Source organism: Cupriavidus sp. UGS-1, assembly GCF_021213615.1.
Classification (GTDB): Bacteria; Pseudomonadota; Gammaproteobacteria; order Burkholderiales; family Burkholderiaceae; genus Cupriavidus.
This window is the reverse complement of the sequence record NZ_JAJQJF010000001.1, coordinates 234693-259172: the sequence shown is the minus strand read 5'-3', so window position 1 is coordinate 259172 and position 24480 is coordinate 234693. Positions and strand designations below refer to the sequence as shown.

The following is a 24480-nucleotide window of genomic DNA, read 5'->3' as shown; positions in this document are numbered from 1 at the left end:
CCACGCAGGCGCCCACGAACAAGGAACGCATCATGAAGCTCGTCATCATCGGCCACGGCATGGTCGGCCACAAACTGCTCGAATGCCTGGCGCAGGCACGCGAAGAAAGCGGCGCCAACCTGCAGGTCACCGTGCTGTGCGAGGAACCGCGCCCCGCCTATGACCGGGTTCACCTGTCCGAATTCTTCGCAGGCAAGAGCGCCGACGACCTGTCGCTGGTCGAGCCGGGCTTCTTCGACGAGACCGGCTTCGTGCTGCGGCTGAACGCGCGCGCCACGGCGATCGACCGCGCCACCCGCACGGTCACCGTCTCGACCGGCGAGACGCTGCACTACGACAAGCTGGTGCTGGCGACCGGTTCCTACCCGTTCGTGCCGCCGGTGCCGGGCCGCGATCGCGCCGACTGCTTCGTCTATCGCACCATCGAGGACCTGGAAGCGATGCGCGAATGCGGCGCGCGCTCGCGCACCGGCGTGGTGGTCGGCGGCGGCCTGCTCGGCCTCGAATGCGCGAAGGCGCTGCGCGACATGGGCCTGCAGGCCCATGTGGTCGAGTTCGCGCCGCGGCTGATGGCGGTGCAGGTCGACGATGCCGGCGGCCAGATGCTGCGGCGGAAGATCGCGGCGCTGGGCGTCACCGCGCATACCGGCAAGAACACCGTCGAGATCGTCGACGGCGAGGACGGCACGCACCGGATGCGCTTCGCCGACGGCACGCACCTGGACACCGACATGATCGTGTTCTCGGCCGGCATCCGCCCGCGCGACGAACTGGCGCGCGCCGCGGGCCTCGCGATCGGCGAGCGCGGCGGCATCGTGATCGACGACCAGTGCCGCACCTCCGATCCGGACATCTTCGCGATCGGCGAATGCGCGCTGTGGCAGGGCAAGATCTTCGGCCTGGTCGCGCCTGGCTACGACATGGCCCGCGTGACCGCGAGCCAGTTGCTCGGCGACGAGGCGGCCTTCACCGGCGCCGACATGAGCACCAAGCTCAAGCTGATGGGCGTGGACGTGGCCAGCCTCGGCGACCCGCACGCCCACACCCCAGGCGCGCGCGTCTACCAGTTCGCCGACGAGTGCAAGGAGGTCTACAAGAAGCTGGTGGTGTCCGAGTGCGGCACCTACCTGCTCGGCGGCGTGCTGGTCGGCGATGCGGCCGAATACGGCACGCTGCTGCAGATGATGCTGAACCGGATGCCGCTGCCGGAATCGCCCGAATTCCTGATCCTGCCGTCCTCCGACGGCAAGGCAAAGCCGGGCCTCGGCGTCGACGCGCTGCCCGACGGCGCGCAGATCTGCTCGTGCAACAACGTCTCCAAGGGCCAGATCTGCGCCGCGGTCGGTGACGGCGCCACCAGCATCGGCGCGCTGAAGTCCTGCACCAAGGCCGGCACCGCCTGCGGCGGCTGCGTGCCGCTGGTCACGCAGCTGATGAAGGCCGAGATGAAGAAGCAGGGGCTGGTGGTCAACAACCACCTGTGCGAGCACTTCGCCTACTCGCGCCAGGAGCTGTATCACCTGGTCCGCGTCGGCGGCTTCCGCACCTTCGACGCGCTGCTGGGCGCGCACGGCAAGGGCCACGGATGCGATATCTGCAAGCCCACCGTCGCCAGCATCCTGGCCTCCTGCTGGAACGAGTTCGTGCTCAAACCCGAGCACGCGAGCCTGCAGGATTCGAACGACTACTTCCTGGCCAATATCCAGAAGGACGGTACCTATTCGGTGGTGCCTCGCATGCCGGGCGGCGAGGTCACGCCAGACGGGCTGATCGCGGTCGGCCGCGTGGCCAAGAAGTTCGGCCTCTACACCAAGATCACCGGCGGCCAGCGCGTGGACCTGTTCGGCGCGCGGGTCGAACAGCTGCCTTTGATCTGGGAAGAGCTGATCGCGGCCGGCTTCGAGTCGGGCCACGCCTACGGCAAGTCGCTGCGCACGGTGAAGTCGTGCGTCGGCTCGACCTGGTGCCGCTATGGCGTCGGCGATTCGGTTGGTCTCGCGATCGAGCTGGAGAACCGCTACAAGGGCCTGCGCGCGCCGCACAAGATCAAGTTCGGCGTGTCGGGCTGCACGCGCGAATGCGCCGAGGCGCAGGGCAAGGACATCGGCGTGATCGCCACCGACAAGGGCTGGAACCTCTACGTCTGCGGCAATGGCGGCATGAAGCCGCGCCATGCCGAGCTGCTCGCCAGCGACCTGGACCGCGATACGCTGGTCCGCTACATCGACCGCGTGCTGATGTTCTACGTCCGCACCGCCGACCGCCTGCAGCGCACCAGCGTCTGGCGCGACAACCTCGAAGGCGGCCTCGACTATCTGAAGGCCGTGGTCGTCGACGACAGCCTGGGCATCGCGGCCGAGCTCGAGGCACAGATGCAGCTGGTGGTCGATACCTACGAATGCGAATGGAAGAAGGCCGTCACCGATCCGCAGACGCGCCAGCGCTTCCACCATTTCGTCAACAGCGAGCGAGGGGACGAGCATGTCGTGTTCGTACAGGAACGCGGCCAGATCCGTCCGGCCACGCCGGAGGAAAGGAACCTGCAACGCGTGGCCGGCGGCGGCATGCCGGCGCAGCGCCCGGTGGCGGTGCCGCTGGTGCGCATCGATCGGGTCGCCGAGGCGGACCCGGTAGCGTGATGGCCTCGGTCTTCGCCCCCGCGGAAGCGGGGGCCCAGCGTCTTCAGTCCACGTTCGAAGTCACTGGGTCCCCGCATTCGCGGGGACGACGAGTATTGAACGCGTACCGAACAAGTACCAAACCCAGCCGTACCAGGAGTCATCCATGAGCCAGCTTGCCACCCACGCCTCCGAACAATGGACCGCGGTCTGCGCGCTGCGCGACATCGTGCCGAATACCGGTGTCTGCGCGCTGGTCGGACATCGTCAGATCGCGGTGTTCCGCGTCGGCCCGGACAATCAGGTCTTCGCGATCGACAACTACGATCCGAATGCCGATGCGGCGGTACTGTCGCGCGGGCTGGTCGGCAACCTCGGCGACCGGCTGGTGGTGGCCTCGCCGATCTACAAGCAGCACTTCGACCTGCGCACCGGCGAATGCCTCGAGGCGCCGGAGCATTCGGTGCACGCCTACCCCGCTCGGGTCTACGACGGCAAGGTATGGGTGGCGGCATGACCCACACCGGCAAGCCCCGCCTGGTCGTGGTCGGCAACGGCATGGCCGGCATGCGCACCGTCGAGGAGCTGCTCGCGCTCGCGCCCGACCTTTACGACATCACCGTGTTCGGCGCCGAGCCGCACGGCAACTACAACCGCATCCTGCTGTCGCCGGTGCTGGCCGGGGAAAAGACGGTCGACGACATCATGCTGCATCCGCGCGAGTGGTATGCGCGCCATGGCATCACGCTGCTGGCCGGCGATCCGGTCGTGGCGATCGATCGCGCGCGCCGGCTGGTGCGCTCGCGGTCCGGCAAGGAGATCCGTTACGACCGGCTGCTGCTGGCCACGGGCTCGCGCCCGTTCATCGTGCCCGTGCCCGGACACGCGCTCGACGGCGTAATCGCGTTCCGCGACATCCAGGATGTCGAGACGATGCTGGTCGCCGCGCGCGCCCATCGCCATGCCGTGGTGATCGGCGGCGGCCTGCTGGGGCTCGAGGCGGCCAACGGCCTGCTGCGCCAGGGCATGGACGTCACCGTGCTGCATCTTGGCGACGCGCTGATGGACCGCCAGCTGGACGCCAACGCCGCCGCCCTGCTCAAGCGCACGCTGGAGCGGCGCGGCCTGCGGATCCTGCTCGGCGCCAATACCAGCGAGATTCTCGGCGAGACGCGGGTTACCGGCGTGCGCCTGGCAGACGGCACGCAGATCCCGGCCGATCTCGTCGTGATGGCCGCCGGCGTGCGTCCGAACGCCGAACTCGCCCGCGCCGCCGGCCTGCATTGCGAGCGCGCGATCGTCGTCGACGACACGCTGCAGACCTACGATCCGCGCATCTATGCCGTCGGCGAATGCGTGCAGCACCGCCAGGCCACCTTCGGACTGGTCGCGCCGATCTGGGATCAGGCCCGCGTCTGCGCGGCGCATCTGGCCGGCGCCGGGCACCGGCGCTATGTCCAGCAGGCCACCGCCACGCGGCTGAAGGTCAGCGGCGTCGAGCTGTACTCGGCCGGCGACATCGTCGGCGGCGAGGACAGCGAGGACCTGGTGCTGCGCGACCCGCGCCGTGGCATCTACAAGCGCCTGGTGCTGCAGCAGGGCCGCCTGGCCGGCGCGGTGCTGTATGGCGACGTGCAGGACGGTCCGTGGTATTTCGAGTTGATCCAGAACGGCACGCCGATCGGCGCGATCCGCAATCGGCTGCTGTTCGGCAAGGCGCAGTGCGAGGCGGTGGCCGCGTGACGACATGGTGGGCGATACCGTCGTCGTCCCCGCGTGCGCGGGGACGAATGTGACATCACGGCGCCAACATGGAATCCAGTAGCAAGGGGCAAGGTGTGAAACTCTCCGATATTCCAGTCGCTATCGCCGAAGACGCCGCGGCGCGGTCCAAGCCGGTGGCGAGCGTGCAGACGACCTGCCCCTACTGCGGCGTCGGCTGCGGCGTTCGCGCGCAGCGGCACGCCGACGGCACCGTCGAGGTCTCCGGCGATCCATCGCATCCCGCCAACGCGGGACGGCTGTGCGTCAAGGGCTCGGCGCTGGCCGAAACCGTCGACCTGAACGACCGCCTGCTGCATCCGCAATTGCGCGAGGCCGACGGCGCGTTGCGGCGGGCGTCGTGGGACGAGGCGCTGGACCGCGCGGCTTCGGGCCTGCGCGACATCATCGCCCGCCACGGTCCGGAGTCGGTCGCCCTCTATGTTTCCGGGCAACTGCTGACCGAGGACTACTACGTCGCCAACAAGCTGATGAAGGGCTTCATCGGCACGGCGAACATCGATACCAACTCGCGGCTGTGCATGTCGTCGGCGGTGGCCGGCCACAAGCGCGCCTTCGGCGAGGACGTCGTGCCGGGCTGCTACGAAGACCTGGAGCTCGCCGATCTGGTGGTGCTGGTCGGCTCGAACACGGCATGGTGCCATCCGATCCTGTTCCAGCGGCTGGCCAGGGCCAAGGCGGAACGCCCGCGGATGAAGCTGGTGGTGATCGATCCGCGCCGCACCGCCACCTGCGATCTCGCCGACCTGCACCTGCCGGTACGGCCGGGCACCGATGTCTGGCTGTTCAACGGCCTGTTGCAGTATCTGCACTGCGAAGGCGTGGCCGATGCGCAGTTCGTGCAGGCGCATACCGATGGCGACGACGCGCTCGCGGCCGCACTGCAGGCCGCCGCGGGCGAGGCCGATCTGGCGGCCGTCGCCCGTGCCTGCAAGATCGATCCGGCCGACCTGCTGACCTTCTACCAATGGTTTGCCGGCACGCCGCGCGTCGTGACCGCGTACTCTCAGGGCGTCAACCAATCGTCCGCGGGCACCGACAAGGTCAACAGCATCATCAACTGCCACCTGCTGACCGGCCGCATCGGCCAACCCGGCATGGGCCCGTTCTCGCTGACCGGCCAGCCGAACGCGATGGGCGGGCGCGAGGTCGGCGGACTGGCCAACATGCTGGCCGCGCATCTGGAGCTGGCCGAGCCGCGCCATCGCGAGCTGGTGCAGACCTTCTGGGATGCACCGGCCATCGCCGCCCGCCCGGGGCTGAAGGCGGTCGAACTGTTCGAGGCGATCGAGCAGGGCCGCATCAAGGCGGTGTGGGTCATGGCCACCAATCCGGTGGTCAGCCTGCCCGACGCCGACCAGGCTCGGCGCGCGCTGCAGCGTTGCGAACTGGTGATCGCGTCGGACATCGTGGCCCGCACCGATACCAACGACAGCGCGCACATCCTGCTGCCGGCGCTGGGCTGGGGCGAGAAGGACGGCACGGTGACCAACTCCGAGCGCCGCATCTCGCGCCAGCGCGCCTTCCTGCCCGCACCGGGCGAGGCCCGGGCCGACTGGTGGATCGTCTGCCAGGTGGCGCGCCGCATGGGCTTTGCCGGCTTCGACTACGGTTCGCCGCGCGAGATCTTCGACGAGCATGCGCGGCTGTCGGCGTATCGGAACCAGGGTGGCAACCACAGCGACGTCGGCAGCGACGATGTGGTCCCGCGCGCCTTCGACATCGGCGGCCTCGCCGGCCTCGACGCACAAGGCTACGACGCGCTGCAACCGGTGCAATGGCCGGTGCTCGGGGACGGTGGCGGCACCGCGCGCCTGTTCGGCGAAGGTGGCTTCTGGCACCCGGATCGGCGCGCCCGCTTCGTCGCCACCGCGCCGCGCAAGCCGGTCCACGCGACCGACGAGGACTACCCGCTGATCCTGAACACCGGCCGCGTGCGCGACCAGTGGCACACGATGACCCGCACCGGCAAGTCGGCGCGGCTGGCCGAACACCTGCCCGAGCCCTTCGTCGACATGCATCCGCAGGACGCGCTGCTGTGCGGCGTCGGCGAAGGCCGGCTCGCGCGGGTGTCGACCCGCTGGGGCGCGATGGTGGTGCGCGTGCGCCATGGCGGCGGCATCCCGCGCGGCAGCGTCTTTGTGCCGATCCACTGGAACGGACAGTTCAGCTCCGATGCGCGCGTCGGCGCGCTGGTCAATCCGGTGGTCGATCCAGTGTCCGGCGAGCCCGAGTTCAAGCACACGCCGGTGCGCGTCGATCCGTTTCCGGTCTCGTGGCACGGCTTCGCGCTGACGCGCGAGCGGCTCGACTGCGGTGCGCTGACCTGGTGGACCCGCGTGACGGGCCAACGGTTCGAGCGCTACGAATTCGCGGGCCGAGAATCGGTCGGCGATCGTGCGGCCTGGGCGCGCCAGTTGCTCGGCGCGGCCGATCCAGAGGCCGACTGGCTCGAGTACGAGGACCGTTCCGCCGGCATCTACCACGCCGCCCTGGTCGTCGACGACAAGGTGCAGGCCTGCGTCTATGTCTCGACGCGGTCCGACCTGCTGCCGGCTCGGGCCTGGCTCGGCAGCCTGTTCGCCAAGAGCCTGCTCGATGACGAGGACCGCATCGGCCTGCTGATCGGCCAGGCGGCCCAACCCGGCGTCGATGCCGGCCCAACGGTCTGCTCGTGCTTCGGCGTGGGCCGCAATACCATCTGCGACGCGATCCGCCAGCACGGCCTGCGCAGCGCGGCCGAGATCACCGCCTGCGTCAAGGCCGGCGGCAATTGCGGTTCGTGCGTGCCCGAACTGAACGCGCTGCTGGCCGCGGCGAAGGTCGATCGGGATGAGCCGGTGTTTGCGGGATAGGGATTGCCGTCGAGCCCGCGGCCCGTTGTTGCGCCTGATGATTCCAGCCAGCTTTCTTCGGATCCGGAATTCCGGACATTTCTCCGCCCTGCCGGTAAATGTCCGGTAAAGCGAACACGGCCGACACATCGCCCGGAGGTCGTTGCGAGTCCGCCGATCGAGTTTCACGCCGCGAAACTTTGATGCGTCGCAAAATGACGCAGCCCTGTAGTCGCCCTATAACGGCATCTGCGGTTTCATTCCGCGAAATGACCAGAACAGGGAGACGGCCGGATGACGACGCAGGGATCGTCGCTGCGCAAGGCTTGCCAGCTGCTACGGGCGCTGTCGGATCCGCGTAATACGCGGCTGACCGACCTGGCGCAGGCGTCGGGCGTCGACAAGGCGTCGGCGCTGCGTCTGCTCGACACGCTGGCCGCCGAGGGCCTGGTGTCGCGCGACCCGGCCACCAAGGCCTTCAGTCCCGGGCCGGAATGGCTGGTGCTGCGCGCTGCCGCGCTGCGGCGCCTCGACATGCGGCCCCTGGCCCGTCCGGCGCTGATCCGCCTCGCCTGCGCGTTCGAGGACACCGCAATCCTGTCGGTGCCGAGCGGCTGGGAATCGGTCTGCACCGAGCTGCGCTTCGGCAACTTCCCGATCCGCGCCAACTATCTCGATATCGGCAGCCGCCGCCCGCTCGGCGTCGGCGCCGGCAGCCTGGCCTTGCTGGCCGCCCTTCCCGACGACGAAATCGATGCGGTGCTGCGCTGCGTGGCACCGGCGCTCAAGCGCTATCCGCGGCTGAGCACGGGGGCGCTGTTGCGCCATGTCGAGGCGACGCGCGAGCGTGGCTATGCGGTGCTGCTCGATGTGGTCGTCGAGCGCATGGGCGGCATCGCGATCGCCTTGCCCGGGCCCGACGGTTATCCGCTCGGGGCGTTGAGCATCGCCGCGCTGAACGAGCGCATCACCGAACGGGAGGCCGCGATGGCCAAGGCGCTGCGGCGCGAGGCCGACGGCATCGTCGCCCATCTGGGCGCCATCGAGGCGTCGCAGCCCGACCGCTGGCCGCACCGTGGCGCCGCCGCGCGCACGGCGGCTGCAGCGCTGTCGCCAGCCGATACGCCGTAATCGAGTCCGCCCCGCAATGCCGGCGGGCTGCCGCCGCAAACGCCGGCCACGCAAAGGACATCCCGAACAACAACAAGGAGGACCACCGACATGGAGACATCAGGCATGCGCTGGAAACAACGTCCCGAGGGTTCGACCTGGGGCGACTTCGGGCCGGACGATCAGATCGGGCGGCTCAATCTGATCGGCGCCGAGCAGGTACGCAAGGCTGCGCAGGAGGTCCAGGCGGGCCTGAGCTTTTGCCTGTCGCTGCCGCTGGACTATCCCGGCGGCAACAAGCTCAATCCGCGCCGCCATCCGCCGGTGCTGCGTCCCACCTTCCGCGACGACCTGCCCTACGTCAATTTCCCGCTCGCCAAGGTCGACCCCAAGGCCACCGACGTGATCAGCGACGACCAGGTGCTGCTGTCGCTGCAATATTCGACGCAATGGGATTCGCTGGCCCACGTCGGCGCGCTGTTCGATGCCGACGGCGACGGCCGCGCCGAGCGGGTCTATTACAACGGCTATCGCGCCAACGAACATATCGTCGGGCCGGTCGACTACGCCGACGACGATCATTTCGCCGCCCACGGCTGCAATCACGAACACAGCGAGGCGCGCGCGCTCGGCATCGAAAATTTTGCCGTCAAGGGCATGCAGGGCCGCGGCGTGCTGGTCGACCTGGCGCACTGCTACGGCACCGACTTCCGCGATATCGGCTACGACGAGCTGATGCGTGCGATGGAAGCGGACCGGGTCGAGGTCGAGCGCGGCGACATGCTGCTGCTGCGCACCGGTTTTGCCGAGGTGGTGTTGTCGATGCAGCGCGAGCCCGACGAGAACGTGCTGCACCACAGCTGCAGCGCGCTGAACGGGCGCGACGACAAGCTGCTGCAGTGGATCACCGATGCCGGCATTGCCGCGCTGATCGCCGACAACTACGCGGTCGAGCGCTATCCGGCGCAACCGCCAAGCGGTCCGGGCCCGCATCCACTGCTGCCGCTGCATCACCACTGCCTGTTCAAGCTTGGCTTGCCGCTAGGCGAGCTCTGGTATCTGCGCGAGCTGGCGCAATGGCTGCGCGAGCATGGCCGCACCCGCTTCATGCTGACGGCGCCGCCGCTGCGCCTGCCCGGGGCGGTCGGTTCGCCCACCACACCGATCGCCACCGTCTGAGCGGCGACACTGAGCGGCGACACCAACGATCCGGAGGAGACCCACGACATGAAGCCATTTCCCGCACGCCGGCGCATTGCCGGCCTCGTTTCCCGCACGCTGGCCGCGATGCTCGGCAGTGGCGCCCTGGCGCTCGGCGGCCCCGCCTATGCCCAGGCCCAGCCGAAAGCGGCCCTCTCCGACGATCTGGTCAAGGTCGGCCTGATCCTCGACATGAGCGGCCTCTATGCCGATGTGACGGGCCGCGGCAGCGCCACCGCGGCGCAGATGGCGATCGACGATTTCGGCGGCAAGGTGCTGGGCCGCAAGATCGAGCTGGTGGTCGCAGACCATCAGAACAAGGCCGACATCGCCGCCAACAAGGCACGCGAATGGTTCGACACGGACCGCGTCGACGCGATCCTCGATGTCGCGGCATCCGCGCCCGCGCTCGCCGTGCTGGAAGTCGCCAAGCAGAAGAACCGCATCGTGGTGTTCTCGGGCCCCGGCACCGAGCGGCTGACCAACGATCTGTGCACGCCGATCTCGGTGCACTACGCCTATGACACCTATGCGCTCGCCAATACCACCGCGCGCGCGATGGTCCAGCGCGGCGGCAAGAGCTGGTATTTCCTGACCGCCGACTACGCCTTCGGCCACACGCTGCAGGACTCGGCCACCACCGTGGTCAACGAAACCGGCGGCAAGGTGCTCGGCGCCGCGCGCCATCCGATCGGCGCCAGCGACTTCGCCTCCTATCTGCTGCAGGCGCAGGCCAGCAAGGCGCAGGTCGTGGGCCTTGCCAACGCGGGCGGGGACTCCGTCAACGCGATCAAGGCCGCGCACGAGTTCGGCCTGACGCGCGACAACAAGCAGAAGCTGGCCGGCCTGCTGCTGTATATCAACGACATCCACGCGATCGGGCTGAAGACCGCGGCGGGCCTGGTGCTGACCGAGGCGTTCTATTGGGATATGAACGACGCCACCCGCAAATGGTCGCGCCGCTATTTCGACAAGCTCAAGAAGATGCCGAACATGAGCCAGGCCGGCGTCTATTCGTCGGTGATGCACTATCTGAAGGCGGTGCAGGCCGCCGGCACCGACGAGACCGCCGCGGTGATGAAGCAGATGAAGGCGATGCCGATCCAGGACTTCTTCACGTCCAACGGCCGTATCCGGGAAGACGGACGCATGGTGCACGACATGTACCTGTTCGAGGTGAAGACGCAGGCCGAATCGAAGTATCCGTGGGACTACTACAAGGTCCTCGCCACGGTGCCCGGCGACCAGGCGTTCATCCCGCCGTCGAAGTCGAAGTGCCCGCTGCTGAAGCGCTGACATGGGCCGGACATGAGCGAATCGACGCAACGCGCCGCCTGGTTGCGCGGCGCCGGCAATACCCGCTTCGGCAGGCTGGCCGGCAGCACGCCGCTGACGCTGATGGCGCAGGCCGCCGACGCCGCGCTGGCGGAAGCCGAGCTGTCGCGCGGCGACATCGACGGCGTGCTGTGCGGTTACGCGACCACGTTGCCGCATCTGATGCTGGCCGACCGCTTCTGCGAATATGCGTCTCTGCAACCCGCCTATGCGCACGGCATGGCCGCCGGCGGGGCCACCGGCGGAGCGATGGCGATGCTGGCGCGCGAGCTGGTGCGCGCCGGCCGCTGCCGCCATGTTCTGGTCGTGGCCGGCGAGAACCGCCTGAGCGGGCAGAGCCGCGACCAGTCGGTGCAGACGCTGGCCCAGGTCGGCGAGCCGCAGGTCGAGGTGCCGAACGGCGCCTCGGTGCCGGCGTACTACGCGCTGATGGCGTCGCGCTATCTGATGGAGACCGGCCTGCCGCGCGACGCCCTGGGGGACTTCGCCGTGCTGATGCGCAAGCATGCGGCCGCGCATCCCGATGCGCATCTGCGCGAACCGTTGAGCGCGGCCGCCGCCTGCGCCGCCAAGCCGGTGGCGACGCCGCTGCTGCTGTCGGACTGCTGTCCGATCTCTGACGGCGCGGTGGCGCTGGTGGTGTCGGCGGAACCGGGGTCCGGCCAGCCGGTACGGATCACCGGCGCGGGGCAGGCGCACCGCCATCAGCATCTGTGCGCGATCGACAGCGTGATGACGACCGGCGCCGGCGACGCGGCCACGCGTGCGCTCGCCGAGGCCGGCATCGGTGTCGACCGGCTCGACTATCTGGCGATCTACGACTCGTTCACCATCACGCTGCTGATGCTGCTCGAAGAGATCGGCGTGGCGCCGCGCGGCGGCGCGCATGCGCGGCTGCTGGCCGGCGACTTCGATATCGATGGCGCGCTGCCGCTCAATACCCATGGCGGCCTGCTGGCGTTCGGCCACTCAGGCGTCGCGGGCGGGCTGATGCATCTGGCCGAGGCGACCCGGCAGCTCGCGGGGCGTGCCGGGGACCGCCAGATCGGTCCGCGTCGCCGCGCGCTGTTCCATGCCGATGGCGGCGTGCTGTCTTCCCATGTCAGCCTGGTGCTGGAGGCCCTGTGATGCCGAGCTCAGCCAATTCCGCCGATGACGTCCTGCCCCAGGGGCGTCACCCCTATACCGAGGGTCTGGAAGCCGGCCGCGTTCGCTATCAGTCCTGCGGCGACTGTGGCACGGCCCAATCGCTGGAGCGCCATGCCTGCCAGCGCTGCGGCAGCGTCCGGCTCGCGTGGCGCGATGCCGCCGGCGCAGCGACCGTCTTTGCGGTGACCGAGGTCGCGCGCGCGCCGGACGACAGCTTCCGCGCGCTGGTCCCCTACACGCTGGTGCTGGCCACGCTCGATGAAGGGCCCCGCGTGATGGGCCATGCCGAGGCCGGCGTGGCAATCGGCGACCGTGTACGCGCGGGCTTTTTCCGGCATGGCGAGCGCACGCTGTTGCGATTCCAGCGGGAATAGCGGCTTGGAATAGCGGCTTGGAATAGCGGTCCGGAATAGCGGTCCGGAATAGCGGTCGGAATGGCGGGCAGTGATTCGCCGGCGGGATTCCCCGCACAGCACAACAACCACATGGAGACACCTATGCAGCCGAATCAGCAGCATCGGCGGGCCGCGCTCGCCCCTTCGTTTTCCCTATCCATGCGGCATAGGCGGCATGCGTTGCGCGCCCTGCTGTCGATGCTCGCGCTTGGCACCCTGTGCGCCGTGTTGCCGCGGCCTGGCCATGCGGAAACCTGGCCCGCAAAACCGATCCGGATGGTGGTGCCCTATCCGCCGGGCGGTCCCACCGACATCGTCGCGCGCGTGGTGGGGCAGAAACTTGGCGAGCGGCTCGGGCAACCGGTGGTCGTCGAGAACCGGCCGGGCGCCGGCGGCAACATCGGCGCCGAGGCCGTCGCCAAGGCCGCGCCCGACGGCTACACCGTGCTGGTCGCCACCACCGCGCACGCGATCAACATGACGCTGTTCCGCAAGCCGGGCTACGACACGCGCCGCGACTTCGCGCCGGTCAGCCTGCTGACGCGCGGACCGCTGGTGCTGGTGACCGCGCCGTCGACGCCGGCGCGCAATGTCGCCGAATTGATCGCGCTGGCCAAGGCCAAGCCCGGTCAGGTCACCTTTGCCAGTTCCGGCAATGGCCAATCGACCCATCTGTCGGCCGAGCTGTTCAACGCGATGGCCGGCGTGCGCATGACCCACGTGCCGTACAAGGGCAGCGCGCCAGCGCTGACCGATGTGATCGGCGGCCAGGCAACGGTAATGTTCGACACGATGCTGTCGGCAATGCCGTTCGTGCGCGACGGCAAGCTCAAGGCGCTGGCCGTGACGAGCAGCAAGCGCTCGCCCGCGGCGCCCGACGTGCCGACGATTGCCGAGTCCGGCCTGGCCGGCTACGAGGCCACCGCATGGAACGCGCTGCTGGCGCCGGCCGGCACGCCGGCTCCGGTGATCGACACACTGAGCAAGGCGCTGCGTACCGTACTCGACGATGCCGAGGTCCGCTCGCGTTTCGCCACGCAGGGCTTCGGCGCGGAATGGACGTCGCCCGACGCCACGGGCCGTTTCCTCGGCGCCGAGATCGACAAATGGGCCGGCGTGGTCAAGACGTCCGGGGCGACGATCGACTGACCTTCCATTGATTGACTCATCGCTCCGCCTTATCCATCGCTCCGCCTTATCCATCGCTCGGCCTTACCCATTGGACTGACAGGAAAACGACATGGCAGCTTCCCTCCCCCGCGGCCTGCAGGCCCTGCTGACGCCGCGATCGATCGCGGTGATCGGCGCCTCGGACCATATCCACAAGATCGGCGGCCGGCCGATCCACTACATGCAGCAGCACGGCTACCGCGGCACGCTGTATCCGATCAACCCGCAGCGCGACAAGATCCAGGGCCTGCGCAGCTACGCGTCGCTCGACGCGCTGCCGGAAGCGCCGGAACTTGCCATCGTCGTGGTCGCGGGCGACGCGGCGGTGCAGGCGGTCGCCGATTGCGCGCGGCTGGGCGTGGCGGCGGCCATCGTGATCGCTTCGGGCTTCGGCGAAGCGGGCGAGGAAGGCCGGCGCCAGCAGCAGAAGATGGTCGATATCGCGCGCGCGGGAGACCTGCGCATGGTGGGCCCCAACAGCCAGGGCCTGGCCAATTTCGGCAGCGGCGCGATCGCCAGCTTCTCGACGATGTTCATCGAGGTGCCGCCGCAGGATGGTCCGGTCGCGGTGATCAGCCAGAGCGGCGGCATGGGTGCGATGGTCTATGGCCTGCTGCGCCACCAGGGCATCGGCGTGCGGCACATGCATGCCACCGGCAACCAGGCGGACGTCACCGTCAGCGACCTGGCGCTCGCCGTCGCGCACGATGATGACGTGCGGCTGATGCTGCTGTATCTGGAAACGCTGAACGATCCGGCCACGCTGGCGCAGGCCGCCGCCGTAGCGCGGGCGCGCGGCGTGCCGGTCGTCGCGGTCAAGGCCGGGCGCACCAGCGCGGGCCAACGCGCCGCGGCCTCGCACACCGGCGCGCTGGCCAACGAGGATCGCGCCGTCGATGCGTTTCTCGCGCATCACGGCATCTGGCGCGTCGACGACGCCCATGCACTGGCGCGCTGCGCGCCGCTGTATCTGCGCGATTGGCGCCCGCAAGGCCGTGGCCTGGTGGTGGTCAGCAATTCCGGCGCCAGTTGCGTGATGGCGGCCGATGCCGCCGAATCCTGCGGACTGTCGATGGCCCCGCTGGCGGCGCAGACCCAGTCCGCGCTGGCCGAGCGCCTGCCCGGCTTCGCCGCCACCGCCAATCCGGTCGACGTGACCGCCGCGCTGCTGACCAACAGCGCGCTGTTCGGCGATGTGTTGCCGGTGATCGCCGGCGACGCGGCGGCAGACATGGTGCTGCTCGATATCCCGGTGGCCGGCATGGGCTACGACATCGAACGCTTTGCCACCGATGCCGCGGCCTTTGCCGATACCAGCGGCAAGCCGATCGTGGTGGCGGCCTGGCAGCAGGGCGTGGCGGCCCCGTTCCGGCAGCGCGGCGTACCGGTCTATGCCAATGCCGGCGAGGCGCTGCCGGCGCTGAGCCAGTGGCGCAGGCACCGGTTGCGGCTGGCGGAGCTGGTCGCGCGTCCGCCGGCACCGCCGGCGGCGGCCGCGCTCGATGTCTCGTCGCCGTCGGCCACGCTGAGCGAAGCGGCCAGCCTTGCAAGGCTGGCGCAGGCCGGCGTTCCCGTCGTCGCACATCGCCTGTGCCGCAGCGCCGACGATGCGGTGGCGGCATGGCGGGCGCTCGGCGGGCCGGTCGCGGTCAAGGCCTGCGCCGCCGCGGTGCCGCACAAGAGCGAACACGGGCTGGTGGCACTCGGCTGCAATGACGCCGCTTCGATTGTCGCGGCATTCGATCGCCAGATGGCCACGCTGGCCGGCATGGGTGTCGAGGCCGAGGGTGTCATCGTCGCGAAGATGGTGCGCGGCCAGCGCGAATGCATGATCGGCGCGCACTGGGATCCGGTGTTCGGCGCCGTGCTGGTGGTCGGCGACGGCGGCAAATATGTCGAGGTGCTGCGCGACACCGCGGTACTGCTGGCCACCTGCGAGGAAGACGACGTCGCCCGCGCGCTGCAGGCCCTGCGCATCGCGCCGCTGCTGGCCGGCGTACGAGGCGAAGCGGCCGTGGACATGCCCGCGCTGTGCCGCACCGCGGTGGCGGTCGGCAGGATGGTCCACGCCGCCGCCGGGGCGATCCGCTCGGTCGACCTGAATCCGGTGATGGCGAGTCCGGATGGCGTCGTGGTGGTCGATGCGCTGATGGAGGTGGCGAGCTGACGGGAGAGAATCGAGACGAGCGAGGTGCGCTGGCCGAACTCGCATTCCACCGAGTCATTCCCGCGAAGGCGGGAATCCAGCGTCTTTCGAAGCCGCTGGGTCCCCGCCTGCGCGGGGACACGAGGACGTTGGCATGCGCGCTTGGAACAATGTTTCGGTACCAGCAAATAAATTTCTTGCTATTCAATCGCGCACGATCTATATTCCGTTCCATGAACACCGCAGCCAACTCCCGAATCGACCCTGCCACCGCGCTGTTGCTGGATCGGCAGTTCTGCTTCTCGGTCTATTCGGCCTCGCTGGCGCTGAACAAGCTGTACCGCAAGCTGTTGCGGCCGCTGGGCCTGACCTACCCGCAATACCTGGTGATGATGGTGCTGTGGGAACGGGACGGCTTGACGGTATCGGAAATCGGCGCGCAGCTGAATCTGGACTCGGCCACGCTGACGCCGCTGCTCAAGCGCCTCGAGACCCAGCAGCTGGTGTCGCGGGCACGGGCGGCAGCGGACGAACGGCAGGTCATCGTGAGCCTGACCAAGGCCGGCCGCGCGCTGAAGACGCAGGCCGGCAAGGTGCCGGAGTCGGTGTTGTGCGCGTCGGCGTGCAGTGTCGAGGAACTGACCGGCCTGAAGCGCAAGCTCGATAGCGTGACGGCGAAGATCGCCCAAAGCGCGGCGGACTGAGCCGCAAGGGGCAACGACGCCGTCTTGTCTTGACGAATTTATATCGCGCGCTATGCAATAGCGCACTATGTTGCAGTAACAACCCAGCCATCAACCTGAAGGAGCCAACCATGTCGATCGAAAAAGTCCTGTACCGTGCCCAAGCCCAAGCCACCGGTGGCCGTGACGGCCGTGCCGTCTCGTCCGATGGCGCGCTCGAGGTCAAGCTGAGCACGCCGCGCGAACTGGGCGGCGCCGGCGGTCCGGGCACCAACCCCGAGCAACTGTTCGCCGCCGGCTACTCGGCCTGTTTCCTGGGCGCCCTGAAGTTCGTCGCCGGCCGCGAGAAGATCGCGCTGCCCGCCGAGACCACGATCACGGGCAACGTCGGCATCGGCCAGATCCCCACCGGCTTCGGCATCGAGGTCGAGCTGCAGATCGCGATTCCCGGCGTCGCGCGCGACACCGCGCAAGCGCTGGTGGACAAGGCTCACGTGGTCTGCCCGTACTCGAACGCGACGCGCGGCAACATCGACGTGCGGCTGACGCTGGTCTGATCTTCAGCGGCAACCGCATCCGCACCCGGCGGGCATGAGGCCGCGGCGGGCGCTCACGCGCCGCCGCGGCCTTGTGCGATCAGCTCGCGCAGTCGCGGATCGCGGGCCTCGAACACATCGAACAGACCCAGCGCGGTCAGGGCCGGGAGGAGCGCGACCAGGTCTTCCCTCGCCGCGGCACGGCTGTCGTCGGACTGCGACGGATTGGACAGCACCCGCCAGCTCGCCAGGAACGCGCCGACACTGCCTTTGCGTACGGTGATGCCGTTGGCCTGCACGGTATCGATATGGTCCGGCAGCATGGTTTCCGGCTTCATGCGCGGCCTCTGCGGTTGCGGACAAGCGATCGGGATGGCGTGGCAGATGACATCGAATGGCTCCGTGGTATTGGCGATGCAGCCAGTCTAGAGCCGACCCATCTTGCCCGCTAACGCTAGAATGCCAGGCGATATTCCAATCGGGCCACCATTCGATCGATCGTGTCGCTGAAGCAAATCCGCCGGCTGTCGCATGCCGGCATCCGCGAGCGCCGTCGGCATCGGCATGAACAAGGACAGTTGTTCACGATCGGGTCCGGCGTGGTCGCCATCGAGGCCGAGGGCGGCCGCTGGGTCATGCCGACCGGCTGCATCGCGTGGATCCCACCGCGAATGATGCATGGCGCGAGCGTGCAGGGGGGCATGGCCGGCACCGGCCTGTATTTCGACGGCGCGTGGAGCCGTGCCGCGATGCCGGACACGGTCAAGGTGGCAAGGCTGTCGCCGCTGCTGGACGCGCTGCTCGCGGCGCTGACCGGCGATGAGGCGCCCACCGGCACGGCCCTCGAGCACTACCTCGCCGTGTTCGCCGATGCGTTCGCGCGCGAGCCGGCGCAGACGCTGTTCCTGCCGATGCCGCGCGAGCCTCGCCTCGCGCGGATGGCGGCGCGGATGCTAGCCGCGCCGGACGACAACACCGATCTCGATGGCTGGGCCGCACGCATCGGCATGAGCCGCCGCACGCTGACGCGGCGCTTCCAGGCCGAAACGGGATGGACGATCGTCCAGTGGCGGCAGCAGATGCGGCTGCTGGCGGCGATGGAGCGCCTGGCGGCGGGCCACAGCGTCACGACGATTGCGATCGATCTGGGCTATGCCAGCGTCAGCAGCTTTATCGCGATGTTCCGCCGCTACCTCGGCACGACGCCGCGGGCGTATATGCCCGCGGACGGCGCCGCGCGCTCACGGCCGCTGCGCTAGCTCGCACTTGCGGTCGCAGCGGCGGTCGCAATCGCGGTCGAACCCGCGTTCCCGGCGCGCCACCGTGCGCGGCCTGCCGGGATTGCGCTTGCCGACCAGCACCAGGCTCAGCACGGCCACCACCACACAAGCGATGCCGATCAGTTGGCTGACGCCGACCGGCTCGCCCAGCAGCAGGAACGCCATCGCGACGGCCGATATCGGCGCCAGCGCCGTGAACAGCGAGGCCTCGGTGCCGCTGGTGCGGGCCGAGCCCGCGTACCACAGCACGAAGCCCGCCACGGTCGGCACCAGCGCGTAATACAGCACCGCGGTCAGCGCGCCGCTCGGCAACCCATGCCGCCATGGCGCCTCGAACAGCGCGGGCACGATCGATGCCGCGAGGCCGATTGCCGTCATCACGGTCGACAGGGTCAGCGGCTGCAGCGGCTGGCGCAGCCGCTTGTTCAGCAGAATGAACAGGCTCTCGCAGAACACCGCGCCCATCACCAACGCGTTGCCGAGCCACGTGCCCCGACCGCTGTCGCCGCCTCCGCCCGGCACCGCCACCGCCACCACGCCGGCGGTCGCCAACCCAATGGCCAGCAGCAAGGCGACACCGGGACGCTCCTTCAGCAGGACGATCGACACCAGCGCCGATACCACCGGCAGCGTGCCGATGATCACGCCGGCGTCCGCGGCCGATGTCATCCGCAGGCCGGAGATCAGCAAGGTGGTATAGCCGACGCTGCCGGCGACGGCCTGCAGGACCAGCAGCAGTCGGTCGCCACGGCCGATGGGCGGCAGGCGCGTGCCGGTCAGCTTCATCAGCAGCAGGAAACCGGGCAACGCGATGGCGAAGCGCAACGCCGTCGCCGTAAACGGCGGCAGCCCGGCGGCGATGACCTTGCTGGCAATGACAGTACTGCCGACCAGGATCATGGCCAGCGCCAGATAGAAATAACCTTCGGTTTTGTCGGACATGGCCGCCTCCGCATCGTTGGATGCCTAAGGCTAGGCGGCGGCATGGCAGGCGTCTTGAACGAAATTGCAGCGGCGCGGGAGCCGGTCTTCAGACGATGCCCATCAGCGCGACGATTGCCCGGTGGCGATGGCGGCATAGGCGCTGGGCGACAGCCCGTACTTGCGCACGAAGATGCGCGTCATATGGCTCTGATCGGCAAACCCGCTGCCGATCGCCGCGTCGGCCAGCGGCTCGCCCTGCGCGATCAGGCGGCGGGCGAGATCGATCCGCCGCTGTACCAGATAGGCATGCGGCGTCAGCCCGGTGGCGCGGGTAAAGGCGCGCAGCACCTGGAAGCGGCTCAGGCCGCTGGCGTTGGCAAGATCGTCCAGCGACACGGGCACCGAAGGGTCGTCGTCGATCCGTGCCAGCGCATGGGCAATGGTCGCCGGGGTGCCCTCGTGCTCTCTCCCGCCGTGCCGGCAATCCATCGTCCGCGCCAGCAGCATCAGCAGCAGGCTGTCGCGGCGCAAGGCCGCATCGTCTGCATTGCCGCCGGTCATCGCATCGAACAATTGCAGGAAGACGGCGGCGGAGGACCGATCGCTGAGCACCGGCTGCAGGAATTCCCCGAGCCGCGCGGCCCCTTCGCTCACATCGTGACAGACCGGCGCGACGACCTCGGGATCGAAATACAGGATGCGCCACGAGCGCCCGGCCTCGTCCAGCGGCATGCCGTCGTGCACCTCGCCGGGATTGACGGTGATGATGTCCCCCGCCACCGCCTGAACCTCGCCTCGCCCGCTGGCCGAACGCTGCGCGCCGCGCTCGACCACGCCGATGCCGAACTGTTCGTGCGTATGGCGGGCAAAGCGGTGCCGCGAGCTGGCCTGGACGGCGAGCACGCCCGGCAGCGCACAAGGGAGGAGCTGGAATTGGCCGGCAGGCATGGATCGAAGGAGCGTTGGCGCAACCATAGCACGCGCCCCGATGGACAGCGCCGGTTGAATCGATTCCAATGCAGACGCCATGGAGCACGTGCTCCGGCAGATACTCACAGCGCCCCCGCTCGATGCAAGACAAAGATCGCCTGCTTCGCACCTTTCTCGCCGTTGCGCGCGCCGGATCGCTGCGCGCCGCCTCTGCTTCGCTGGGCATCACGCAGGCCGCCGTCAGCAAGCAGGTAGCCGCGCTGGAATCCTTCCTCGGGGCACCGTTGTTCGACCGGCATGGGCGCGGCATGCGGCCGACGCCGCTGGGAGAACGCCTCGTCGGCGAGATCGATCAGGGCTTCGGCATGGTGGACAGCGCGCTGGACGTCGCGCGGCAGACCTCGGCCGGCGGCTATGGGCGCGTGATGATCGCCACCGTCAATACGCTGGCGGCCTATCTGGTTCCGCAGGTGGTCGCATCGCTGCGCGCATCGCATCCGCGCATCACGCTCGGCGTGTTCAACGCCAGCTCGCCCGATGTGGTCGAGCGGGTCGAGCGCGGCCATGCCGATATCGGGCTGGTCTACGACCTCGCCGTCGATACCGACACCGTGACGCTGCGGCGGCTGTGCATCGAACAGATCGCCGCCTATAGCCGCGAGCCGGGTGCACCGAACCCGGCAACGCTAAGCGTCAGCGCGCTGGCGCAGCGGCCGCTGATCGTGCCGCCGCGGCCGTACGCGCTGCGGCGCGTGATCGAACGCGAATTGCCGGGGCCGCTATCGATCGCGGTGGAGAGCAATTCGGTCAGCGTCTCGCTCGACCTGGCGATGCAGGGCGTCGGCACCACGATCCTGCCGCGCGATCTGCCCGACATCGCCATCAAGGCGCGCGGGCTGCACCGGCTTGCCATCGAAGGGGCCAATCTGCATCGCCATGTGGTGCTGATCCACCGCAGCGGCGCAACGCCGACCCAGGCGGTCAGCCGCGCGATCCGCGCGATCGAGTCGGCGGCGGCGCGTATCGCGACGCGATAGCGGCCGCCGATCAACGGCGGATCAGCGACGCAACGCGGCCTTCGCCTGGCGCGCCCAGTAGGCAAACGTCGCGTTGACGATCGCAGGCTGCAACAGGAAGTCGTGCGCCTCGCGGGCGGCGGCCGGATCGACCGGCTGCAACGACCCGGCGGCCAGCGCATCCAGGCACATGCGCGCGTTGCGCTCGGCGAACACGTTCAGGTAGACCGCCTCCTGCAGCGTCGCCCCGGTGCAAACCGCGCCGTGATTGACCAGGAAGGCCGTGCGCCGGCCGGCCAGCGCGGCCGAGATCAATCCTCCCTCGTCGTCTCCGGTCGGCACGCCAGGCCAGTGCGCCAGGAAGCCGCAATCGTCGTGGAACATCGCCGCATCCATGTGCGCGACCGGCATCGGGATGCCCAGCATCGACAGCGCCGACAGCGCGGGCGGGTGGGTATGGACGATCGCCTTGACCTGCGGATGGTGCCGGTAGATCCAGCTGTGGAAGCGCACGCCGGGATTGGCCCTGCCCTTGCCCTGCAGCGTGTTCAGTTCCGCGTCAACCAGCAGCGCATTGGCCGGGCTGGCCTCTTCCATCCCTGTGCCGAGCGCGAGCGTGACCATACCGCCGGATTGGGCGTCACGCATCGTGATCTGACCGGCCAAGCCCGCGGCATGGCCTTGGGCGGCAAGGATCAGACAGGCATCGACGAAGGTATCGAGATCGGCGCCGGCGTTGGCGCCGGGGACGGCATCGAGCAACAGGGTTTTGGTCATGGGAGGGAGCAGTCGACGATTGACGATTGACGATTGACGAGGGGCGCGGGGGTGGCGACGGCTCAGTTTTCGAGCCGGATATGGCGTTCGCGAATCAGCGTGCGGCGCGCCTCGAGGTCGTGCCGGACCAGCGTCGCGAACGCCGCGCTGCCGGTGGCGAAGGGCTCGAAGCCGCTGCCTCGCACGCGTGCCAGCAAATCGCGGTCCGCCAGCACGGTCTGCAGCGCCTGGGTAATACGCTCGACCACCGGGGCCGGCAACCCGGCCGGGCCCACGACCCCGACCCATGGGGCAAATTCGAATCCCTTCAGGCCTGCCTCCTCGAACGTCGGCACGGCGGGCAGCAAGGGACTGCGCTGTCGCGTCGACACCGCGATCGGCTTGACGCGCCCGGTCTTCGCATACTGGCTGCCCAGATTGGTGTCGATAAAGGTCAGATGCACGTGGCCGGCCACCACATCGGCCAGCGCGGGTGCGCCGCCGCGGTAGGGCAGGTGCGCAACGACGGCGCCCGACTGTTGCTTGTAGGCCTCGAAGGCCAGATGCGGCGGGCTGCCGACGCCCGCCGACGCATAGCTCAATGCCGACGGATTTGCCTTGCTGTAGCGCGTCAAATCGTCGGGCGTCGCGACGTTCAGGGACGGGTGCGCCACCATCACCAGCGGGATACGCGCAACGGTGCCGAGGTAACTAAAATCCTTGAGGACGTCGTAGGCGATCTTCTTTTGCAGCACCGGATTGACGGTCAGCGCGCCTTCGTCCAGCAGCGCCAGCGTGTAGCCATCCGCCGGCGCGCGCGCCACCGCCTCCGCCGCGATCATTGCGCCGGCACCGGGCCGGTTCTCCACCACCACGGGCTGCCGCAGCGTGGCGCCCAGGCGTTCGGCCAGCATGCGGGCGATGGTATCGACGGCGCCTCCGGCGGCCTGGCCCAGCAGCAAGCGGATCGGGCGTTCCGGGTAGCCGGCGCTCGTCGAGGATGCCGACTGCGCGCTCGCCAGCGGCGCGACGACGGTCAGCGCCAGGCAGGCGCAAAGCCGGCGCAAGGAAGGAAGACGGATCATGGGGCGCAGCCTTTTCTGGTGGGATCGGACAGGACGAAGCCAGTCTAGGACGGCTTGCCCTCCCCCCGCGGCATGGCTGCCTTGAACGCAGGTTAAGGGTCGCAGGCGCGATGCGCAGCCATCGTGCCGCGCCAGAACGGAGACCACGATGACGATCGAACTGGATCACCTGATGGTGCCCGCGCGCGACAAGATCGCGGCGGCGAAGCAAGTGGCGGAGCTGCTGGGCGTGCCGTGGTCGGAAACCGGCATTGGGCCGTTCTGCCCGGTCTACCTGAACGACGGCCTGACGCTCGATTTCGATCAATGGGACGAGCCGTTTCCGCGCATTCACTATTGCTTCCGGGTCAGCGAAGACGAATTCGACCGCATCCTGCAGCGCATTCAGGCGGCCGGCATTGCCTACCGCAGCAGGGTCCGTGGCCCGGTCGATCATGCGGTCGACACCTGGCAAGGCGGGCGCATCGTCTACTGGAACGAGCCCGACGGGCACCAATGGGAAATGCTGACCGTCAGCTACGCGCGCCAGCCTTGAGGCAGCCTGGAGGGCAGTCCTCCACCATTCAGCCGAGCGTCTCGATCAAGAAATCGACGAAGGCGCGCACCTTCGAATTGAGATACCGCCTGGATGGATAGACGGCATAGACATGCGTCTCGACGGCGGTCCATTCGTTCAATACGGTGACCAACCGCCCGGCTTCGATATCCTCGCGGACATAGATCAGCGGAATCAGGCTGATGCCGAATCCCGCCCGCAGCGCGTCGCGCACCGCGAGGCTCGACGTGACCTTGTAGCGGCCATCGATCGGCACGTCGACCTGGACGCCGCCCTCGACGTCTCCCCGCCCTCCCGCCTTGCGAAAGCTCCATAGCCTCGCGTGGCCGGACAGGCTGAACTGCACGCATTCGTGCTGGCGCAGGGCCTCGGGAGAATCGGGCACGCCATGGCGCGCGAAATAGGCCGGCGCGCCGCACAGCACGTGCGTCATCGACATCAGCTTGCGCGCGACCAGGCTCGAGTCCTCCAGCTTGTCCGTGCCTCGTATCGCGACGTCGAAGCCCTCCTTGACCAGATCGACGCGGCGATCGTCCAGCCGCAAGTCAAGCGACAGCTGCGGATAGCGACAGAGGAACTGCGGAATCGCATCGGCCAATTGCGTCAACGTCAGCGACATCGGCGCGCTGACACGCAACGTGCCGGTCGGCTCGCTCTGCATCGGACCGAGCGCGCGGTCGGCCTCGTCCAGGTCGTCAAGGATCTGTGCAATCTGCGTGTAGTACTGCTGGCCGGCCTCGGTCAGACTCAGCCGGCGCGTGGTGCGGTTGAGCAGCCGCGTCGACAGATGCGCTTCCAGCTCGCCGATATTCTTGCTGACCGCGGCGGGGGACAGGCAAAGCCGCCGCGCCGCCGCGGCAAAGCTGTTGCGCTCGACGACTTCCCGAAATACGCGCAGCGCCGTCAAATGGTCCACGGTCGATTTCGCCCCCGATTATTCACCGCCAGTAAATATTGTGGTGAGCATATCGCATA

At 68.6% G+C, this 24480-nt stretch carries 22 protein-coding genes; 16 read left to right on the top strand and 6 right to left on the bottom strand.

Features of this window, described 5'->3' with window-relative positions; translation table 11 throughout:
- Window positions 1-32 precede the first annotated feature (32 nt).
- The 13 genes from nirB (at window position 33) to LRR16_RS01100 (ending at window position 16979) form a co-directional block, all read left to right on the top strand.
- Window positions 33-2639, top strand: a complete 2607-nt coding sequence (nirB, locus tag LRR16_RS01160; protein WP_232204516.1) for a nitrite reductase large subunit NirB — start codon at window positions 33-35, stop codon at window positions 2637-2639.
- 145 nt (window positions 2640-2784) lie between these two features.
- A complete protein-coding gene (gene nirD, locus LRR16_RS01155; RefSeq protein ID WP_232204514.1) occupies window positions 2785-3135 on the top strand; it encodes a nitrite reductase small subunit NirD in 351 nt (116 codons plus the stop codon).
- Window positions 3132-4361: an NAD(P)/FAD-dependent oxidoreductase gene (locus LRR16_RS01150; protein ID WP_232204512.1), complete on the top strand. Its 1230-nt coding sequence runs from the start codon at window positions 3132-3134 to the stop codon at window positions 4359-4361. Before nirD ends, LRR16_RS01150 begins: the two co-directional genes overlap by 4 nt.
- A gap of 95 nt (window positions 4362-4456) precedes the next feature.
- Entirely contained in the window at window positions 4457-7255 is a 2799-nt protein-coding gene (locus LRR16_RS01145) for a molybdopterin-dependent oxidoreductase (RefSeq protein ID WP_370646742.1), read from the top strand.
- 273 nt (window positions 7256-7528) lie between these two features.
- Window positions 7529-8365 carry an IclR family transcriptional regulator gene (locus LRR16_RS01140; protein WP_232204506.1) on the top strand — a complete coding sequence of 279 codons (837 nt, stop codon included), beginning with the start codon at window positions 7529-7531 and terminating at the stop codon, window positions 8363-8365.
- Window positions 8366-8470: 105 nt separating this feature from the next.
- On the top strand, window positions 8471-9523 hold the full coding sequence (locus tag LRR16_RS01135; protein ID WP_232204505.1) for a cyclase family protein: 1053 nt from the start codon (window positions 8471-8473) through the stop codon (window positions 9521-9523).
- 48 nt (window positions 9524-9571) lie between these two features.
- Window positions 9572-10840 carry an ABC transporter substrate-binding protein gene (locus LRR16_RS01130; RefSeq protein ID WP_006576287.1) on the top strand — a complete coding sequence of 423 codons (1269 nt, stop codon included), beginning with the start codon at window positions 9572-9574 and terminating at the stop codon, window positions 10838-10840.
- 12 nt (window positions 10841-10852) lie between these two features.
- Entirely contained in the window at window positions 10853-12007 is a 1155-nt protein-coding gene (locus LRR16_RS01125; protein ID WP_232204503.1) for a thiolase family protein, read from the top strand.
- A complete protein-coding gene (locus LRR16_RS01120; protein ID WP_232204501.1) occupies window positions 12007-12402 on the top strand; it encodes a Zn-ribbon domain-containing OB-fold protein in 396 nt (131 codons plus the stop codon). The genes LRR16_RS01125 and LRR16_RS01120 overlap by 1 nt, the downstream gene beginning before the upstream one ends.
- A 219-nt stretch (window positions 12403-12621) precedes the next feature.
- Window positions 12622-13572 (top strand): tripartite tricarboxylate transporter substrate binding protein, encoded by a 951-nt coding sequence (locus LRR16_RS01115; protein ID WP_232204710.1) that lies wholly within the window; start codon window positions 12622-12624, stop codon window positions 13570-13572.
- Between the two features lie 91 nt (window positions 13573-13663).
- The gene (locus LRR16_RS01110; RefSeq protein WP_232204500.1) at window positions 13664-15760 is read left to right on the top strand and encodes an acetate--CoA ligase family protein; all 2097 of its coding nucleotides are present in this window, start codon (window positions 13664-13666) and stop codon (window positions 15758-15760) included.
- Window positions 15761-15972: 212 nt separating this feature from the next.
- Window positions 15973-16443, top strand: coding sequence for a MarR family winged helix-turn-helix transcriptional regulator (locus tag LRR16_RS01105; protein ID WP_232204499.1), 471 nt, complete (start codon window positions 15973-15975; stop codon window positions 16441-16443).
- A gap of 110 nt (window positions 16444-16553) precedes the next feature.
- A complete protein-coding gene (locus LRR16_RS01100; protein ID WP_006576673.1) occupies window positions 16554-16979 on the top strand; it encodes an organic hydroperoxide resistance protein in 426 nt (141 codons plus the stop codon).
- 53 nt (window positions 16980-17032) lie between these two features.
- Here LRR16_RS01100 and LRR16_RS01095 read toward each other — a convergent pair whose 3' ends face one another.
- Window positions 17033-17296 carry a hypothetical protein gene (locus LRR16_RS01095; protein ID WP_232204498.1) on the bottom strand — a complete coding sequence of 88 codons (264 nt, stop codon included), beginning with the start codon at window positions 17294-17296 and terminating at the stop codon, window positions 17033-17035.
- Between the two features lie 162 nt (window positions 17297-17458).
- Here LRR16_RS01095 and LRR16_RS01090 point away from each other — a divergent pair, with 162 nt between their 5' ends.
- On the top strand, window positions 17459-18217 hold the full coding sequence (locus LRR16_RS01090; protein WP_232204497.1) for a helix-turn-helix transcriptional regulator: 759 nt from the start codon (window positions 17459-17461) through the stop codon (window positions 18215-18217).
- Here the strand turns inward: LRR16_RS01090 and LRR16_RS01085 are convergent.
- Entirely contained in the window at window positions 18200-19180 is a 981-nt protein-coding gene (locus LRR16_RS01085) for a DMT family transporter (protein ID WP_232204495.1), read from the bottom strand. The genes LRR16_RS01090 and LRR16_RS01085 overlap by 18 nt on opposite strands.
- A 102-nt stretch (window positions 19181-19282) precedes the next feature.
- Window positions 19283-20110 (bottom strand): AraC family transcriptional regulator, encoded by an 828-nt coding sequence (locus tag LRR16_RS01080; RefSeq protein WP_232204493.1) that lies wholly within the window; start codon window positions 20108-20110, stop codon window positions 19283-19285.
- A 122-nt stretch (window positions 20111-20232) separates the two neighbouring features.
- On the opposite strand from LRR16_RS01080, the gene LRR16_RS01075 reads away from it, so the two are divergent.
- Window positions 20233-21129, top strand: coding sequence for a LysR family transcriptional regulator (locus LRR16_RS01075; protein ID WP_232204491.1), 897 nt, complete (start codon window positions 20233-20235; stop codon window positions 21127-21129).
- A gap of 21 nt (window positions 21130-21150) precedes the next feature.
- Here LRR16_RS01075 and LRR16_RS01070 read toward each other — a convergent pair whose 3' ends face one another.
- A complete protein-coding gene (locus tag LRR16_RS01070) occupies window positions 21151-21885 on the bottom strand; it encodes an aldolase (RefSeq protein WP_232204490.1) in 735 nt (244 codons plus the stop codon).
- A gap of 62 nt (window positions 21886-21947) precedes the next feature.
- Complete coding sequence (locus LRR16_RS01065) at window positions 21948-22949, bottom strand: tripartite tricarboxylate transporter substrate-binding protein (protein WP_232204488.1); 1002 nt, start codon at window positions 22947-22949, stop codon at window positions 21948-21950.
- 148 nt (window positions 22950-23097) lie between these two features.
- On the opposite strand from LRR16_RS01065, the gene LRR16_RS01060 reads away from it, so the two are divergent.
- On the top strand, window positions 23098-23484 hold the full coding sequence (locus tag LRR16_RS01060; RefSeq protein ID WP_006576665.1) for a VOC family protein: 387 nt from the start codon (window positions 23098-23100) through the stop codon (window positions 23482-23484).
- 28 nt (window positions 23485-23512) lie between these two features.
- Here LRR16_RS01060 and LRR16_RS01055 read toward each other — a convergent pair whose 3' ends face one another.
- On the bottom strand, window positions 23513-24421 hold the full coding sequence (locus LRR16_RS01055; protein WP_232204487.1) for a LysR family transcriptional regulator: 909 nt from the start codon (window positions 24419-24421) through the stop codon (window positions 23513-23515).
- Window positions 24422-24480 lie beyond the last annotated feature (59 nt).

What these genes read in the sequence shown, in the direction of transcription:
- LRR16_RS01085 (WP_232204495.1), bottom strand. Translation starts at nt 19,180, where the DNA reads ATGTCCGACAAAACCGAAGGTTATTTCTATCTGGCGCTGGCCATGATC.
- LRR16_RS01115 (WP_232204710.1), top strand. Translation starts at nt 12,622, where the DNA reads ATGCTCGCGCTTGGCACCCTGTGCGCCGTGTTGCCGCGGCCTGGCCAT.
- LRR16_RS01060 (WP_006576665.1), top strand. Translation starts at nt 23,098, where the DNA reads ATGACGATCGAACTGGATCACCTGATGGTGCCCGCGCGCGACAAGATC.
- LRR16_RS01140 (WP_232204506.1), top strand. Translation starts at nt 7,529, where the DNA reads ATGACGACGCAGGGATCGTCGCTGCGCAAGGCTTGCCAGCTGCTACGG.
- LRR16_RS01075 (WP_232204491.1), top strand. Translation starts at nt 20,233, where the DNA reads ATGCAAGACAAAGATCGCCTGCTTCGCACCTTTCTCGCCGTTGCGCGC.
- LRR16_RS01150 (WP_232204512.1), top strand. Translation starts at nt 3,132, where the DNA reads ATGACCCACACCGGCAAGCCCCGCCTGGTCGTGGTCGGCAACGGCATG.
- LRR16_RS01135 (WP_232204505.1), top strand. Translation starts at nt 8,471, where the DNA reads ATGCGCTGGAAACAACGTCCCGAGGGTTCGACCTGGGGCGACTTCGGG.
- LRR16_RS01110 (WP_232204500.1), top strand. Translation starts at nt 13,664, where the DNA reads ATGGCAGCTTCCCTCCCCCGCGGCCTGCAGGCCCTGCTGACGCCGCGA.
- LRR16_RS01130 (WP_006576287.1), top strand. Translation starts at nt 9,572, where the DNA reads ATGAAGCCATTTCCCGCACGCCGGCGCATTGCCGGCCTCGTTTCCCGC.
- LRR16_RS01125 (WP_232204503.1), top strand. Translation starts at nt 10,853, where the DNA reads ATGAGCGAATCGACGCAACGCGCCGCCTGGTTGCGCGGCGCCGGCAAT.
- LRR16_RS01105 (WP_232204499.1), top strand. Translation starts at nt 15,973, where the DNA reads ATGAACACCGCAGCCAACTCCCGAATCGACCCTGCCACCGCGCTGTTG.
- nirB (WP_232204516.1), top strand. Translation starts at nt 33, where the DNA reads ATGAAGCTCGTCATCATCGGCCACGGCATGGTCGGCCACAAACTGCTC.
- LRR16_RS01100 (WP_006576673.1), top strand. Translation starts at nt 16,554, where the DNA reads ATGTCGATCGAAAAAGTCCTGTACCGTGCCCAAGCCCAAGCCACCGGT.
- LRR16_RS01120 (WP_232204501.1), top strand. Translation starts at nt 12,007, where the DNA reads ATGCCGAGCTCAGCCAATTCCGCCGATGACGTCCTGCCCCAGGGGCGT.
- LRR16_RS01065 (WP_232204488.1), bottom strand. Translation starts at nt 22,949, where the DNA reads ATGATCCGTCTTCCTTCCTTGCGCCGGCTTTGCGCCTGCCTGGCGCTG.
- LRR16_RS01070 (WP_232204490.1), bottom strand. Translation starts at nt 21,885, where the DNA reads ATGACCAAAACCCTGTTGCTCGATGCCGTCCCCGGCGCCAACGCCGGC.
- LRR16_RS01095 (WP_232204498.1), bottom strand. Translation starts at nt 17,296, where the DNA reads ATGAAGCCGGAAACCATGCTGCCGGACCATATCGATACCGTGCAGGCC.
- nirD (WP_232204514.1), top strand. Translation starts at nt 2,785, where the DNA reads ATGAGCCAGCTTGCCACCCACGCCTCCGAACAATGGACCGCGGTCTGC.
- LRR16_RS01080 (WP_232204493.1), bottom strand. Translation starts at nt 20,110, where the DNA reads ATGCCTGCCGGCCAATTCCAGCTCCTCCCTTGTGCGCTGCCGGGCGTG.